Raw genomic sequence first — 14928 nt, 5'->3', positions numbered from 1 at the left:
GTCGGGGCGGGTGGGTCCTATACCACTTCCCGCCCCCTCATGCGAACAACATCTGTTATTCGGCGCAAACTGCTGAAACCAGACGGTCGCTGGGGTTACTGTCAGTTTCGTGTTCGCTGCTGAACGTCGCCAATTGATCCTCGAAATGGTGCGAGCGAACGGTGCCGTGTCGCTCCGTGAACTCGCCCGCGTCGTCCAGACCTCCGAAGTGACCGTACGGCGGGACGTGCGCGCACTGGAGGCAGAAGGACTCCTCGACCGCCGGCACGGCGGTGCGGTACTGCCGGGCGGGTTCACGCGCGAGTCGGGCTTCCCCCAGAAGTCCCACCTCGCGACCGCCGAGAAGACGGCCATCGCCGACCTCGCCGCCGGCCTCGTCGAAGAGGGCGAGGCCATCGTGGTCGGGGCCGGTACGACCACGCAGGAGCTGGCCCGCCGGCTCGCGCGCGTGCCGGGCCTGACGGTGGTCACCAACTCCCTGCTGGTGGCCCAGGCGCTGGCCCACGCCAACCGGGTGGAGGTCGTGATGACCGGGGGGACCCTGCGCGGTTCCAACTACGCCCTCGTCGGCTCCGGCGCCGAACAGTCCCTCCAGGGGCTGCGCGTGTCGAAGGCGTTCCTCTCCGGGAGCGGCCTCACCGCCGAGCGCGGCCTGTCCACGTCCAACATGCTCTCGGCATCGGTCGACCGGGCTCTCGTCCAGGCCGCCGCCGAGGTCGTGGTCCTCGCCGACCACACCAAGCTCGGCACGGACACGATGTTCCAGACGGTGCCGACGGACCTCATCACCCGGCTGGTCACCGACGAGCCGCCCGCCCACGACGACCGTGCCGCGACGGAGTTGCAGGCGCTCGCCGACCAGGGGGTGCAGATCGCCGTGGCGGGGGCGAGCGGGAACCCGGGGGGTGACCAGGTCCCGGCGGCGCGACGCGCTCTGCCGGGACCGCGCAGGGGGCACGTACCGGGCTCCTCCGCCCTCCGCTCGACCACGGGCCTGGGCGACCAGGCCGCCTCCGACCGGGGGCGCGTCGCCGACCTGCGCCGCCGCTGACCCCCCGGCGCCCCCGGGCGCCGGGAGCCCGGCGTGCGGTGCGAGCGCCTCGTTCACGAAGCCCCCGGAGCCGGCACCGGAGAAACGCCACGCCCGGCGTACCGGGAGCCGGTACACCGGGCGTGGGCGGACAAAACCGTCCGGGTCGGTCCGGGTCAGTCCTTGATCTCGCAGATCGCGGCGCCCGACGTGATGGACGCGCCGACCTCGGCGCTCAGGCCCTTGATGGTGCCCGCCTTGTGGGCGTTCAGGGGCTGCTCCATCTTCATGGCCTCCAGGACGACGACCAGGTCGCCCTCCTTGACCTCCTGGCCCTCCTCGACCGCGATCTTGACGATCGTGCCCTGCATCGGCGAGGCGAGGGTGTCGCCGGAGGCGACCGGGCCGGACTTCTTGGCCGCGCGGCGCTTGGGCTTGGCACCGGCCGCCAGGCCCGTGCGGGCCAGGCTCATGCCCAGGGACGCCGGCAGCGAGACTTCCAGGCGCTTGCCGCCGACCTCGACGACGACCGTCTCGCGGCCCAGCTCCTCCTCGGCCTCGGCGTCGGCGGGAGCGGCGAACGGCTTGATCTCGTTGACGAACTCGGTCTCGATCCAGCGGGTGTGGACCGTGAAGGGCGCCTCGGAGCCGGTCAGTTCGGGGGCGAACGCCGGGTCCCTGACGACCGCGCGGTGGAACGGGATCGCGGTGGCCATGCCCTCGACCTGGAACTCCTCCAGCGCGCGGGCGGCCCGCTCCAGGGCCTCCTTGCGGGTGCGGCCGCTCACGATCAGCTTGGCGAGCAGCGAGTCCCAGGCCGGGCCGATGACCGAGCCGGACTCCACGCCGGCGTCCAGCCGGACGCCGGGGCCGGACGGCGGGTCGAACCGGGTGACCGTGCCGGGGGCCGGCAGGAAGTTGCGGCCCGGGTCCTCGCCGTTGATGCGGAACTCGAACGAGTGACCGCGCAGCACCGGGTCGCCGTAGCCCAGCTCCTCGCCGTCGGCGATGCGGAACATCTCGCGGACCAGGTCGATGCCGGCGACCTCCTCGGTCACCGGGTGCTCCACCTGGAGGCGGGTGTTGACCTCCAGGAAGGAGATGGTGCCGTCCTGGCCGACCAGGAACTCACAGGTGCCCGCGCCCTCGTAGCGGGCCTCCTTCAGGATGGCCTTGGAGGCGCGGTACAGCTCGGCGACCTGCTCCTCGGAGAGGAACGGTGCCGGGGCCTCCTCCACCAGCTTCTGGTGCCGGCGCTGGAGGGAGCAGTCACGCGTCGAGACGACGACCACGTTGCCGTGCTTGTCGGCCAGGCACTGGGTCTCCACGTGCCGCGGCCGGTCCAGGTAGCGCTCGACGAAGCACTCGCCGCGGCCGAAGGCGGCCACCGCCTCGCGGACGGCGGACTCGTACAGCTCGGGGACCTCTTCCAGGGTCCGGGCGACCTTCAGGCCGCGTCCGCCGCCACCGAAGGCGGCCTTGATGGCGATCGGCAGGCCGTGCTCCCGGGCGAAGGCGACGACCTCCTCCGCACCCGACACCGGGTCGGGGGTGCCGGCGACCAGGGGCGCGCCGGCGCGCTGGGCGATGTGCCGGGCGGCGACCTTGTCACCCAGGTCCCGGATGGCCTGCGGCGGCGGGCCGATCCAGATCAGGCCGGCGTCCAGGACGGCCTGCGCGAAGTCGGCGTTCTCCGAGAGAAAGCCGTAGCCGGGGTGGACGGCGTCCGCCCCCGACTCGCGCGCCGCGTTCAGGATCTTGTCGATGACCAGGTAACTGGTGGCCGGGGTGTCACCGCCCAGGGCGAACGCCTCATCCGCGGCGCGGACGTGCAGAGCGTCCCGGTCGGGGTCTGCGTAGACGGCCACGCTCGCGATCCCGGCGTCCCGGCAGGCCCGGGCCACGCGGACAGCGATTTCGCCACGGTTGGCGATGAGCACCTTGCGCACGATTGAGGCTCCCTCCTTGAAACAAGCCGAGTTTAGGGACTGCCGACACGGCACTTCGACCCGTCCCCAGTGGTGAGCTTGCCCACACGGAGCGTGATGCGAGGCCCGCTCGACCAGAGAAAGCCCATGTCGCACCTCGGTACGCAGGACTCCTTCGGAAAACCCTAGCCCTGTCATGTGGCCAAGGTCTCTGTGAGAGCGTGCTGCGGCCCACTCTGTTTCTTTGTCGAGTCCCTACGAATGGCCCAATGATTCTTTGCTGCCGCCCGAACCCTTGTCCCAGGGTTTACCCGTTAGTAGCGTTCGCGCTGTCCCGGACGTACCTGAGGTAACAGGCTGATGGTGTGAGAGTGGGTGGGGGCCGGTGGTGCGCAGACCGGTGGCATGGGTGGTGGCGGTCGTCCTCCTCGCGGAGGCCGTCCTCGTCGCCGCGCTCAACTGGTTCCTCGGGGTGGTCGTCGACCGGCAGGACATGTCGCTCGCCGGTCTCGACCCGGACGTCATGGCGACGTCCTCGAAGGTCGGCGGGGTCGTCTTCGGGCTCTACTTCGCGCTGTGCGCGCTGGTGGCGGTGCTCGTCGCGGTACGCGACCGCGCCCCGGCCGGCTTCGGCCGCGTCCTGCTGGTCAGCGCCGCCGTGGTGCACGGGCTGCTCGGCGCCTTCGTCTGGGGCCTGGTCGGCTGGACGGCGTTCCTGTTCATGGTGGCCGTGCTCGGGCTGATCGTGCTGCTCCTGATGACGTACGACCGCGGCCGCGGCCCGGAGCGCGCCGCGGCCGGCGGTGCGCCCGGGGCGGGGGAGGGGCCGGCGGACCGGGCCGAGCCCGGCACGGCCCCCGCCGCCGGCGCGCCGGCAGGCGGCGGTACGGACGAGCCGCGGGACGGGGACGACGAGCCGCAGGACTCCGTCCCCGCCCAGATCACCGCTCCGGCGACCACAACTCCGTGATGCCCACACCCAGTTCCGCGAGGAGCCGGCGGACGAGCGGCAGGCTGATGCCGATCACGTTGCCGTGGTCGCCCTCGATGCCCTCGATGAACGGCGCCGAACGGCCGTCCAGGGTGAAGGCGCCGGCGACGTGGAGGGGCTCTCCGGAGGCCACGTAGGAGGCGATCTCCGCGTCGCTCGGGTCACCGAACCGGACGACGGTGGAGGCGGTCGCCGACACGTACCGCTTGGCCTGCGTGTCCCACACACAATGACCCGTCTGGAGTACACCGGCCCGGCCGCGCATGGTCTTCCAGCGGGCGGTGGCCTCCTCGGCGTCGGCCGGCTTGCCGAGCGCCTGCCCGTCCAGCTCGAGCACCGAGTCGCAGCCGATCACCAGGGCGCCCTGCACCTCCGGCCGGGCCGCCACGACCGACGCCTTCGCCTCGGCCAGGGCGAGCGCCAGCTCCGCCGGGGTGGGGGCGGTGACGGCGTCCTCGTCGACACCGCTCACGATCACCTCGGGGGCCAGACCGGCCTGCCGGAGCAGGCCCAGCCGGGCGGGGGACTGGGAGGCGAGCACGAGTCGCCTGCGGCGTTCAGCAGTCATGCGGCCAGGTTAGTCAGGGTGCGCGGGCCGGCTCACCTCAGACCGCTGACGATCATGAACAGGACCATGGCCAGGGCCATGACGAGACCGAGCCGCCGAAGCATGTTCTGCATGTCGCGCAGTTCTTCCGGCGGCTCGTTCTCGGGGTCTGACCACAGCACCCCACCAGCGTGCGGCCCGGGCGGGCCGGGGCGCCTGAGTAGGGGTACTCAATTCGGCGCACCGTGCCGGCCGGGCCGCCGGCTCCGCCCGGCCGGGCCGGTGGCGTGGGCCCGCCGGCCCGCCGGCTCCGCCTAGCCGGGCCAGTAGGTGCGCGTCCAGGACGCCTGACCCGGCCGGGGCACGCGCGCCGCCGCGATCCGCGAGGGGTCGGACCACGCGTCCCTCGGGCCGCTCTCCGCGCCGGACGGCACGACGGCCGCCGCCGCGGCGCGGGCGCGGACCACCGCCAGGGCGGCGGCCAGCTCCTCCGGGGTCGGATTGCCTCGTACGACCTTGATGTTCATGACGCTCCCAGGGTCCGCGGGGCCTAGAGGGGGATGTTGCCGTGCTTCTTCGGAGGCAGGGATTCCCGCTTGGTGCGCAGTTGACGCAGCCCGCGGACGATGTGGGCGCGGGTGTCGGACGGCATGATCACGGCGTCGATGTAGCCGCGCTCGGCCGCGACGTAGGGGTTGAGGAGGGCGTCCTCGTACTCCTGGATCAGGCGCGCCCGGACGGCCTCCGCGTTTTCGGGGTTCTCGCCGTTCGCCTCCGCCTCGGCGAGGGTGCGGCGGTGCAGGATGTTGACCGCGCCCTGCGCGCCCATGACGGCGATCTGGGCCGTGGGCCAGGCGAGGTTGAGGTCGGCGCCCAGGTGCTTGGAGCCCATGACGTCGTACGCGCCGCCGAACGCCTTGCGGGTGATGACGGTGATCAGGGGGACCGTGGCCTCGGCGTAGGCGTAGATCAGCTTGGCGCCGCGCCGGATGATGCCGGTGTGCTCCTGGTCCACGCCGGGCAGGAAGCCGGGCACGTCCACGAAGGTCAGCACGGGCACGTTGAAGGCGTCGCAGGTCCGCACGAAGCGGGCGGCCTTCTCGGAGGCGTCGATGTCCAGGCAGCCGGCGAACTGCATCGGCTGGTTGGCGACCACACCGACCGGGCGCCCCTCGACCCGGCCGAAGCCGGTGACCATGTTGGGCGCGAACAGCGCCTGCGTCTCGAAGAACTCGGCGTCGTCCAGGACGTGCTCGACCACCGTGCGGATGTCGTACGGCTGGTTGGCGCTGTCCGGGACGAGCGTGTCCAGCTCCCGGTCCTCGTCGGTGAGGGTGAGGTCGGCCTCCTCGGGGAAGACCGGGGGCTCGGAGAGGTTGTTGGACGGCAGGTACGACAGCAGCTGCTTGACGTACTCGATGGCGTCCTTCTCGTCGCCCGCCATGTGGTGGGCCACGCCGGAGGCGGAGTTGTGGGTGCGGGCGCCGCCCAGCTCCTCGAAGCCGACGTCCTCGCCGGTGACGGTCTTGATGACGTCGGGGCCGGTGATGAACATGTGCGAGGTCTGGTCGACCATGACCGTGAAGTCGGTGATGGCCGGCGAGTACACCGCGCCGCCCGCGCAGGGGCCGACGACCAGGCTGATCTGCGGGATGACACCGGAGGCGAGGGTGTTGCGGCGGAAGATCTCGCCGTACGCGCCCAGGGAGGCCACGCCCTCCTGGATCCGCGCGCCGCCGGAGTCGTTGATGCCGATGACCGGGCAGCCGGTCTTCAGCGCGAACTCCATCACCTTGACGATCTTCTGGCCGTAGACCTCGCCGAGGGCGCCGCCGAAGACCGTGAAGTCCTGGGAGAACACGGCCACCGGGCGGCCGTCGATCGTGCCGTACCCGGTGACGACCCCGTCGCCGTACGGGCGGTTCTTCTCCAGGCCGAAGTTGGTCGAGCGGTGCCGGGCGAACTCGTCCAGCTCCACGAACGAGTCCTCGTCGAGCAGCAGCTCGATCCGCTCACGGGCCGTCAGCTTGCCCTTGGCGTGCTGCTTTTCGACGGCGCGCTCCGAGCCGGCGTGCGTCGCCTCGTGGATGCGCCGCTGGAGATCCGCGAGCTTCCCCGCGGTCGTGTGAATGTCGATCTCTTGGATCTCGTGACGCTCTTCCGGCTCGGACATCGGGATGCGGCTCCCTGCCTGCTCAAAAGGGGGGACGGTTACTCGTTCGTAGAGTAGTGGGGGGACTACCGATCAGCAGTGCGTCGTTTACCACACCTAGGGTGGCTTGCATGACGCCGCAGAATCCATCAGACGACAGCCGCTGGTCCGACCTGGACCGCCCGCCCCTGAACGCCGCGGCACTGCGGCGCGGGCTGATCCGGGAGGGGAGCCTGTACCGCCGGATCGACGTGGTGCAGCGGACCGGTTCCACCAATGCCGACCTCGTCGCGCGGGCCGCCGCCCGGGACGCCGGCGAGGGCACGGTGCTGGTGGCGGAGGAGCAGACGGCCGGCCGGGGCCGGCTGGACCGGCAGTGGACGGCTCCGCCGCGCTCCGGCCTGTTCTTCTCCCTCCTGCTGGAGCCGCGCGAGGTGCCGGTGGCGCGCTGGGGGTGGCTGCCGTTGCTGACGGGCGTGGCGGTGGCGACCGGGCTGGCCCGGGCGGCCGGCGTGGACACGGCACTCAAATGGCCCAACGACCTGCTGGTGACCGTCGGCGGGGAGGAGCGCAAGGCCGGGGGCATCCTCGCCGAGGGGGCCGGCGCGGACGGCGTCGTCATCGGCGTGGGGATCAACGTCTCCCTGCGGGAGGCGGAGCTTCCCGTTCCGCAGGCGGGCTCGCTGGCCCTCGCCGGGGCACAGACCACGGACCGGGACCCGCTGCTGCGGGCGGTGCTGCGCTCGCTGGAGGAGTGGTACGGGCGGTGGCGGGACGCGGACGGCGATCCCGCGGTGAGCGGCCTCCAGGAGACCTACACGGCGGGCTGCGCCACGCTCGGCCGGACCGTGCGGGCGGAGCTGCCGGGAGACCGGGCGCTGGTCGGGGAGGCCGTGGCGCTGGACGGTGACGGACGCCTGGTCATCGCCACGGACCAGGGTGTGCAGGAGCCGGTGGGCGCGGGCGACATCGTGCACCTGCGACTGGCGTGACCCGCCCTCGCGGCCGGGGCGCCCCGCGCCCGTGACCGGCACGGCACGCCGTCGCGGCCGGGTGCGGCGACGGGGCGTCGTCGGACCGGGCGGGGTCCCCCGGCCGGTGCCGGGCGGCGGCCCGTCGGCCGAACCCGACGGAGTGAGCTGGCGCACACCTGCCGTAGAGTTGAGGCCGGTCGAAACCTGACCGCGGCAGATCGGAAGGGCAGCAGGCGTGACCGTCGACGACACGGGCTCCGGCGCGGGCGGGGACGGCCGGATGGACCCCCACGCCCCGGACGGCGGCGAGGACCCGCTGGCCCTGCGGCTCGAACAGCTCATCCTGGGCGCCGAGCGCCGGTACACCCCGTTCCAGGCCGCCCGCAGCGCCGGTGTCTCCATGGAGCTGGCGTCGAGGTTCTGGCGGGCCATGGGCTTCGCGGACATCGGCCAGGCCAAGGCCCTCACCGAGGCCGACGTCCTGGCCCTGCGCCGGCTCGCCGGTCTGGTGGAGGCGGGGCTGCTGAGCGAGGCCATGGCGGTGCAGGTGGCCCGGTCCACCGGGCAGACCACCGCCCGGTTGGCGGAGTGGCAGATCGATTCCTTCCTGGAGGGGCTGACCGAGCCCCCCGAGCCCGGCATGACGCGCACCGAGGTGACGTACCCCCTGGTCGAGCTGCTGCTGCCGGAGCTGGAGGAGTTCCTGGTCTACGTCTGGCGCCGGCAGCTGGCCGCGGCGACGGGCCGGGTCGTGCAGGCCGCCGACGACGAGGAGATGGTCGACCGCCGGCTGGCCGTCGGCTTCGCCGACCTCGTCGGCTTCACCCGGCTCACCCGCCGGATGGAGGAGGAGGAGCTCGGCGAGCTGGTCGAGGCCTTCGAGACCACCGCCGCCGACCTGGTGGCGGCACGCGGCGGCCGGCTCATCAAGACCCTCGGCGACGAGGTGCTCTATGCCGCCGACGACGCCGGCACGGCCGCGGACATCGCGCTGCGGCTGGTGGAGACGCTGGCGAACGACGAGACGATGCCCGAACTGCGGGTCGGCATGGCGTTCGGCACGGTGACCACCCGTATGGGCGACGTGTTCGGCACGACGGTGAACCTGGCCTCCCGCCTGACGTCCATAGCCCCCCGGGACGCGGTCCTGGTGGACAGCGCCTTCGCCGAGGAGCTGATCCGTACGGGTGAGGCTCCGGCCTCCGAGGCGGAGGCCGCCGAGGCCGCGGCCGCCGCGGAGAAGGAGGGCGAGGAGCCGCCGGCGTACCGCTTCGCGCTCCAGCCGATGTGGCAGCGCCCGGTCCGCGGACTCGGCGTGGTCGAGCCATGGCTGCTCGCGCGCCGCGCCGGCCGGCCCTGACAGGGGCCCCTCGCCCCTCTCGCCCTCTCACCCCTCTCGCCCCCTCACCCCTCTCGCCGGGCTCCCGCTGATCCGGCCTGATCAGCGAGGCACCTCCGTGGGGGCGTCCGGCCGGTCAACCGGACCCGACCTCCACGCACAGCCCGATGACCGGGACGCACACGCCGCCCGGATCGGGCCGGTCCGGGCCGTCATCCGTCGGTGTGGATGAAGGCGCGGGGGGCGGTGTCGCCGGAGCGGACGCCGTCGGCGCGGGCCGCGGGGTGCGGCCGGGGGTGTCCGGAGCGCCGGTCGGGATCGTGGTCGGGGCGGCGCCCGGTACGGCGGTGCGGCCGGGCGGTGCCGCGGCCGTGGCCCCGGCCGTGCCCGGCGCCGCGGGGGCCGGGGACCCGGAAGGCGCCGCCGCGGGGCCGCGGCCGCCCAGGACGGAGGACGCCGAGGGCAGCGCGGTGGGGCCGGCGGCGACGCGGGCCCCACCGTCCGCCGCGCGGGCCGGGGCCTCGCCGCCCGTGGCGGTCCCGGGCCCGGACTCCGCCGTGCCCGGCGCGCCGGCCCCCGGCTCCGGGGTCACCCGGACCAGGCCGAGCACGCCCGCGGCGAGGGCGAGACCGCCGGCGGCCAGCAGCGCCTTGCGGGGGCGGGGCTTGCGGTGCCGTCCGCGCCGCGGCCCCGGGGGGCTCCCCGGCTCCCGTCGCGCGCCGGACTGTCCGGGTATCGGTGTCATCGGTTCCCTCCCCGCCGCGCGCCCGGGGCGCGTCATGGCGGAGCGCACGCTATGCGTTCGTGTGGGCGGTGTGCGGGGAGACGGCCGGGATGTCACTCGAACGGGCGTAGCCCCCCGGGCTTTCCCCAGGTCGGGTCCGGCTGCGATGATCGGGCCGACAGTGAGTTAACCCGCGTTAACCGGAGGGTGTGTCATGAGCGAGGAGCGGTACGGGGAGTTCGTGCTGGTACGGCGGCACGGGCACGTCGCCGAGCTGGTACTGGACCGGCCCAAGGCCATGAACGCCGTCTCCACGGAGATGGCCCGCTCCCTCGCGGGCGCGTGTGCCGCGCTCGCCGCCGACCGGGACGCCCGGGTGGTCGTCCTGACCTCGTCGCACGAACGGGCGTTCTGTGTGGGGGCGGACCTGAAGGAGCGGAACTCCTTCACCGACGCCGATCTCGTCCGCCAGCGGCCGGTGGCGCGGGCGGCGTACACCGGGGTGCTGGAGCTGCCGATGCCGACCGTCGCGGCGGTGCACGGCTTCGCGCTGGGCGGCGGTTTCGAGCTGGCGCTGTCCTGCGACCTGATCGTGGCCGACCGTACGGCGGTGGTCGGGCTGCCCGAGGTGTCCGTGGGGGTCATCCCGGGCGGCGGCGGTACGCAACTGCTGCCCCGGCGGGTCGGCGCGGCGCGCGCGGCCGAGCTGATCTTCTCGGCCCGGCGGGTGGAGGCGGCCGAGGCGGCCGGGCTGGGGCTCGTGGACCGGCTGGTGGAGGAGGGGCGGGACCGGGAGGAGGCGCTGGCGCTCGCGGAGCGGATCGCCGGCAACTCGCCGGTCGGTCTGCGTGCCGCCAAGCGGGCGCTGCGGCTCGGGCACGGGCTGGACCTGCGGGCCGGGCTGGAGGTGGAGGACGCGGCGTGGCGTTCGGTGGCGTTCTCCGGGGACCGCGCGGAGGGCGTGGCGGCGTTCAACGAGAAGCGCGCGCCGCGGTGGCCCGGAGAGTGAGCCGGCCCGCGGCGGAGCGCCCCGAAAGGGGTGCGGGCCACCGCGCGGCCGGCCACGACGAGCCGGCACCCGGCGGTGGCCCGCGGTGACCGCGTGGCCGGCCACCGCGCATCCGCACCCGGCGACGGCCCGCGGTCCCGGCTCGTAGCCGTACATTCCACCTGATCGCCGCAGTAACAGTCCCAAGTGCACTATTCCTCCCTAATCTGGAGTAATGGGTGAGGACAAGCGGCTGGCCGCGGTCGTGGCGCTGGCGCAGGGCATGGCGGCGGCGCACACCCCGCGGGAGTGCTGGCAGGCCGCCGCCCTCGGCGCCTGCCACGCGCTGGACGGCAGCTTCGCCGCGCTGTCGGTGTGGGAGCGCGAGCTGGGCCGGCTGCGGGTCCTCGTGAACGTGGGGGACCGCGCCCCGGACGAGGAGGACTTCCCGGAGGCCGAGGCGTACCCGGTGCACCAGTTCCCGGAGATCACCGAGTTCCTGCACGAGCGGTGGGCCGGCGGCGGTGGGCCGAACGCCTGGGTGGAGACGGCCGAGGGGACCGCGAAGGGCGAGCCCGGTTACTTCCACCAGCGCGTCGCCGCCCTGCGCCGCCGGGGCCGCGGCTGCTGCGTGGTCGCCCCGGTCGTGCTGCACGGCCGGGCCTGGGGCGAGCTGTACGTGGCCCGCCCGGCCGGCGCGCCCCTGTTCGTGCGGGACGACGCCGACTTCGCCACCGTGCTCGCGGCCGTCGTCGCCGCGGGCATCGCGCAGACCGAGCGGCTGGAGGAGGCACGCCGGCTCGCGTACACCGACGCCCTGACCGGTCTCGCCAACCGCCGTGCCGTGGACGTACGCCTGGAGGAGGCCATCGAGCGGCACCGCGCGGAGGGCGCGGTGGTCAGCCTGGTCGTCTGTGACCTCAACGGGCTCAAGCGGGTCAACGACACCTGCGGGCACGCCGTCGGCGACCGGCTCCTGGAACGCTTCGGCTCGGTGCTGTCCCTGTGCGGTGCGATGGTGCCGGGCGCGCTGGCCGCACGGCTCGGCGGGGACGAGTTCTGTCTGCTCGCGGTCGGCCCGCCGGCCGACGACGTGGTGAAGGCGGCGGACGAACTGTGCCGCAGGGCGGCGGAGTTGGAGCTGGGCGAGGGGGTCGCCTGCGGGATCGCCTCCACCGAGGACCCGATCGGGGAGGTGCGGGACGCCCGCCGGCTGTTCCGGCTCGCGGACGCCGCCCAGTACCGGGCCAAGGCGCTGCGCCTGGACCGTCCGGTGGTGGCGGGCCGGGAGGGGCCCGACGATCCGGTCGTACGGCTGGCCGACGAGCCGCCGCCCTCGCGTGCCGAGCGGCGCCGGTTCCGCGGGCGCCGGACGTGAGGCGAAGCCCACACCGGGCGGTAAGGGTCGCCCCCGCTCCCCACTAGTGACACCGCCGCATTCAATGCGTACGCTCCTGAATATGGATATGCACACTGTGGTGGTGGGGACGTCCGGTGTCACGGCGTCCGACGTTCTCGCCGTGGCGCGCGGCGGTGCCCGCATCGAGCTGTCGGCGGAGGCGGTGGCGGCCCTCGCGGCGGCCCGGGAGATCGTGGACGCGCTGGCGGCCAAGCCGGACCCGGTCTACGGCGTCTCCACCGGTTTCGGCGCCCTGGCGACCCGGCACATCAGCCAGGAGCTGCGCGCCCAGTTGCAGCGCAACATCGTCCGCTCGCACGCCGCCGGCATGGGGCCGAGGGTGGAGCGCGAGGTCGTACGGGCCCTGATGTTCCTGCGGCTCAAGACCGTCTGCTCCGGGCACACCGGCGTCCGTCCCGAGGTCGCCCAGACCATGGCCGACGTGCTGAACGCCGGGATCACCCCGGTCGTCCACGAGTACGGCTCGCTCGGCTGCTCCGGCGACCTGGCGCCGCTGTCCCACTGCGCCCTCACCCTCATGGGAGAGGGCGACGCGGAAGGCCCCGACGGCGCCGTCCGCCCGGCGGGCGAGCTGCTCGCCGAGCACGGCATCGCCCCCGTCGAGCTGCGCGAGAAGGAGGGCCTCGCCCTCCTCAACGGCACCGACGGCATGCTCGGCATGCTGATCATGGCCCTCGCCGACCTGGACACCCTCTACAAGTCCGCCGACGTCACCGCCGCCCTCAGCCTGGAGGCGCTGCTCGGCACGGACAAGGTCCTCGCGCCCGAGCTGCACGCCATCCGCCCGCACCCGGGGCAGGGCGCCTCCGCGGCGAACATGCTCGCCGTACTGGAGGGTTCGGGACTCACCGGGCACCACCAGGACGACGCGCCCCGGGTCCAGGACGCCTACTCGGTGCGCTGCGCCCCGCAGGTCGCCGGCGCCGGACGCGACACGATCGCACACGCCCGCCTGGTCGCCGAGCGCGAGCTGGCCTCGGCCGTCGACAACCCCGTCGTGCTGCCCGACGGCCGCGTGGAGTCCAACGGCAACTTCCACGGCGCGCCCGTGGCCTACGTCCTGGACTTCCTCGCCATCGCCGCCGCCGACCTCGGCTCCATCGCCGAGCGCCGCACCGACCGGCTGCTGGACAAGAACCGCAGCCACGGCCTGCCGCCGTTCCTCGCCGACGACGCCGGCGTCGACTCCGGCCTGATGATCGCCCAGTACACGCAGGCCGCCCTGGTCAGCGAGCTGAAGCGGCTCGCCGTGCCCGCCTCGGCGGACTCCATCCCGTCCTCCGCCATGCAGGAGGACCACGTGTCCATGGGCTGGTCGGCCGCGCGCAAGCTGCGCACCGCCGTGGACAACCTCACCCGGGTCGTCGCGATCGAGCTGTACGCGGCCACCCGCGCCATCGAGCTGCGCGAGGGCCTGACCCCGGCGCCCGCCTCCCAGGCGGTCATCGACGCCGTCCGGGCCGCCGGTGTGCGGGGCCCGGGCCCGGACCGCTTCCTGGCCCCGGACCTGGCCGCCGCCGACGCCTTCGTGCGCGGCGGTGACCTGGTGGCGGCCGTGGAGAAGGTCACCGGCCCGCTCCGGTGAAACGCACGGGGGCCCCGGCGACAGCCGGGGCCCCACGGTGTCGATCCCAGGGTCACTTCAGCTTGGCGGCCTGCGCCTTCACGACCGGAGCGGAAACCGTGTAGGGCTTCTTGCTCATCATCGCGCCGATGTTGATCGTGGTGTAGGTCGCGAGGGTGTTGCCGTGCCGCACCACCTCGGCGTGCAGCGGCAGGGAGCCGTCCTTGCCCGCGTCGTTGGTCGCGGTGAAGGCCACCGACTCGTCACCCGTGCCCGAGGACTTCTCCTCGGCGACCTTGGTGAACTTGCCCTTCTCGCCGTCCTGCTCGCCGGAGAAGCCGCCGGTGCACGCCTTGACCGCGTCGGAGACGGACTTCAGGGCCTGCTCGGCGCCGTCACCGTCGTACGAGGCCAGGGTGACCACGGTGACGTCCAGGTCCATGGACTCGTTGATCGCGTCCTCGAACTTGCCGTCGGCCATGTCGTCCAGCGACGTGGCGTCGTCCGTCGGGTCCTTCTTGTCCTGGGTGGCCATGCGGCTGGTGTTCGCCGCCGGCTCGCCCGGGGCGATGCCGGTGAACGCCTGGAGCACCGGCTGGCACTTGGCGTCGTCGGACTTGACCTTGCTCTTGTCCGGGATGCCGCCCTCGACGGGGCCCACCTTGTACCCGGACACGTCGCCCTGGGCGATGATCTTCTGCTTCAGCTCGGCGGCGGTCAGCGCCTTCGCCGCGCCGGCGCCCTTGGCGTCCTTCGAGCCCTTCGAGTCCTTCGAATCCCCGTCGGCACAGCCGGTGATGAGGGCGAGCGACAGCACGCTCACAGCTGCGGTGGCGCACAGCCGCACGCCCGATGATCTCTTCATGAGCGAACTATGTGTGGCCTGTCAAGGATTCGTCAAGACAGATTAAAACCCCAGACGTTCCCGACGGGCTGAATACATGACGAAACCGGCACCCACCGCGAGGAAGAGGCTCCCGCCGACCACGTAGGGGGTGGTGTCGGGGCTTCCCGTGTCGGCCAGTTCGGTCTCGTCCGCCGCCTGGGGCGCGGAGTCGGTGGTCGCCGCGGTCACCGCCCTGGCCTGCGTGATCCGGGCCGGGGACGACACGGCGTCCGCCGTCTGTCTCGCCGGGGCGTCCTGCGAGGCGTTCGCGGACGGGACGAACCACAACGCGCACAGCAGGGTCCCCGCGGCGGTGGCGGTCAGCAGCGGACGGCGAGCGGATGACACGGAATATCGATCCCCTTGTGACGCTGGCGAATTGGCC

At 73.4% G+C, this 14928-nt stretch carries 15 protein-coding genes; 7 read left to right on the top strand and 8 right to left on the bottom strand.

Features of this window, described 5'->3' with window-relative positions:
* The first annotated feature begins 109 nt into the window (after positions 1–109).
* A complete protein-coding gene (locus ABZ576_RS23000; protein ID WP_360743759.1) occupies positions 110–1051 on the top strand; it encodes a DeoR/GlpR family DNA-binding transcription regulator in 942 nt (313 codons plus the stop codon).
* A gap of 155 nt (positions 1052–1206) precedes the next feature.
* Here ABZ576_RS23000 and ABZ576_RS22995 read toward each other — a convergent pair whose 3' ends face one another.
* Positions 1207–2979 (bottom strand): biotin carboxylase N-terminal domain-containing protein, encoded by a 1773-nt coding sequence (locus ABZ576_RS22995; RefSeq protein WP_360743756.1) that lies wholly within the window; start codon positions 2977–2979, stop codon positions 1207–1209.
* A 364-nt stretch (positions 2980–3343) separates the two neighbouring features.
* On the opposite strand from ABZ576_RS22995, the gene ABZ576_RS22990 reads away from it, so the two are divergent.
* Entirely contained in the window at positions 3344–3928 is a 585-nt protein-coding gene (locus tag ABZ576_RS22990) for a hypothetical protein (RefSeq protein WP_360743752.1), read from the top strand.
* On the opposite strand, the gene ABZ576_RS22985 is transcribed toward ABZ576_RS22990, so the two are convergent.
* From ABZ576_RS22985 to ABZ576_RS22970, 4 genes are all read right to left on the bottom strand, one after another.
* Entirely contained in the window at positions 3900–4517 is a 618-nt protein-coding gene (locus ABZ576_RS22985; RefSeq protein WP_360743749.1) for a nucleoside triphosphate pyrophosphatase, read from the bottom strand. The genes ABZ576_RS22990 and ABZ576_RS22985 overlap by 29 nt on opposite strands.
* A gap of 32 nt (positions 4518–4549) precedes the next feature.
* Entirely contained in the window at positions 4550–4678 is a 129-nt protein-coding gene (locus ABZ576_RS22980) for a hypothetical protein (protein ID WP_360743746.1), read from the bottom strand.
* 132 nt (positions 4679–4810) lie between these two features.
* Positions 4811–5023, bottom strand: a complete 213-nt coding sequence (locus ABZ576_RS22975; RefSeq protein WP_360743743.1) for an acyl-CoA carboxylase epsilon subunit — start codon at positions 5021–5023, stop codon at positions 4811–4813.
* Between the two features lie 23 nt (positions 5024–5046).
* Positions 5047–6669 (bottom strand): acyl-CoA carboxylase subunit beta, encoded by a 1623-nt coding sequence (locus tag ABZ576_RS22970; protein ID WP_360743740.1) that lies wholly within the window; start codon positions 6667–6669, stop codon positions 5047–5049.
* Positions 6670–6779: 110 nt separating this feature from the next.
* Here ABZ576_RS22970 and ABZ576_RS22965 point away from each other — a divergent pair, with 110 nt between their 5' ends.
* Both ABZ576_RS22965 and ABZ576_RS22960 read left to right on the top strand, forming a co-directional pair.
* The gene (locus tag ABZ576_RS22965; protein ID WP_360743737.1) at positions 6780–7640 is read left to right on the top strand and encodes a biotin--[acetyl-CoA-carboxylase] ligase; all 861 of its coding nucleotides are present in this window, start codon (positions 6780–6782) and stop codon (positions 7638–7640) included.
* A 217-nt stretch (positions 7641–7857) separates the two neighbouring features.
* On the top strand, positions 7858–8982 hold the full coding sequence (locus tag ABZ576_RS22960; RefSeq protein WP_360743734.1) for an adenylate/guanylate cyclase domain-containing protein: 1125 nt from the start codon (positions 7858–7860) through the stop codon (positions 8980–8982).
* A 115-nt stretch (positions 8983–9097) separates the two neighbouring features.
* Here ABZ576_RS22960 and ABZ576_RS22955 read toward each other — a convergent pair whose 3' ends face one another.
* A complete protein-coding gene (locus ABZ576_RS22955; protein WP_360743731.1) occupies positions 9098–9706 on the bottom strand; it encodes a hypothetical protein in 609 nt (202 codons plus the stop codon).
* 193 nt (positions 9707–9899) lie between these two features.
* On the opposite strand from ABZ576_RS22955, the gene ABZ576_RS22950 reads away from it, so the two are divergent.
* From ABZ576_RS22950 to hutH, 3 genes are all read left to right on the top strand, one after another.
* On the top strand, positions 9900–10694 hold the full coding sequence (locus ABZ576_RS22950; RefSeq protein ID WP_360743728.1) for an enoyl-CoA hydratase-related protein: 795 nt from the start codon (positions 9900–9902) through the stop codon (positions 10692–10694).
* 214 nt (positions 10695–10908) lie between these two features.
* Positions 10909–12051, top strand: a complete 1143-nt coding sequence (locus ABZ576_RS22945; RefSeq protein WP_360743725.1) for a GGDEF domain-containing protein — start codon at positions 10909–10911, stop codon at positions 12049–12051.
* 88 nt (positions 12052–12139) lie between these two features.
* On the top strand, positions 12140–13678 hold the full coding sequence (gene hutH / locus ABZ576_RS22940) for a histidine ammonia-lyase (RefSeq protein ID WP_360743884.1): 1539 nt from the start codon (positions 12140–12142) through the stop codon (positions 13676–13678).
* Positions 13679–13730: 52 nt separating this feature from the next.
* On the opposite strand, the gene ABZ576_RS22935 is transcribed toward hutH, so the two are convergent.
* The gene (locus ABZ576_RS22935) at positions 13731–14522 is read right to left on the bottom strand and encodes a hypothetical protein (RefSeq protein WP_360743722.1); all 792 of its coding nucleotides are present in this window, start codon (positions 14520–14522) and stop codon (positions 13731–13733) included.
* Between the two features lie 42 nt (positions 14523–14564).
* Entirely contained in the window at positions 14565–14891 is a 327-nt protein-coding gene (locus ABZ576_RS22930) for an LAETG motif-containing sortase-dependent surface protein (RefSeq protein ID WP_360743719.1), read from the bottom strand.
* Positions 14892–14928 lie beyond the last annotated feature (37 nt).

Origin of the sequence: Streptomyces sp. NPDC013455, assembly GCF_040632975.1 — a bacterium.
GTDB lineage: Bacteria > Actinomycetota > Actinomycetes > Streptomycetales > Streptomycetaceae > Streptomyces.
This window is presented reverse-complemented; position numbering and strand designations above follow the sequence as displayed.

Bases quoted from the DNA above. Each gene is read 5' to 3' on its own strand.
- ABZ576_RS22955 (WP_360743731.1), bottom strand. From the start codon at position 9,706: ATGACACCGATACCCGGACAGTCCGGCGCGCGACGGGAGCCGGGGAGC.
- ABZ576_RS22965 (WP_360743737.1), top strand. From the start codon at position 6,780: ATGACGCCGCAGAATCCATCAGACGACAGCCGCTGGTCCGACCTGGAC.
- ABZ576_RS22950 (WP_360743728.1), top strand. From the start codon at position 9,900: ATGAGCGAGGAGCGGTACGGGGAGTTCGTGCTGGTACGGCGGCACGGG.
- ABZ576_RS22970 (WP_360743740.1), bottom strand. From the start codon at position 6,669: ATGTCCGAGCCGGAAGAGCGTCACGAGATCCAAGAGATCGACATTCAC.
- ABZ576_RS22945 (WP_360743725.1), top strand. From the start codon at position 10,909: ATGGGTGAGGACAAGCGGCTGGCCGCGGTCGTGGCGCTGGCGCAGGGC.
- ABZ576_RS22985 (WP_360743749.1), bottom strand. From the start codon at position 4,517: ATGACTGCTGAACGCCGCAGGCGACTCGTGCTCGCCTCCCAGTCCCCC.
- ABZ576_RS22935 (WP_360743722.1), bottom strand. From the start codon at position 14,522: ATGAAGAGATCATCGGGCGTGCGGCTGTGCGCCACCGCAGCTGTGAGC.
- hutH (WP_360743884.1), top strand. From the start codon at position 12,140: ATGCACACTGTGGTGGTGGGGACGTCCGGTGTCACGGCGTCCGACGTT.
- ABZ576_RS22975 (WP_360743743.1), bottom strand. From the start codon at position 5,023: ATGAACATCAAGGTCGTACGAGGCAATCCGACCCCGGAGGAGCTGGCC.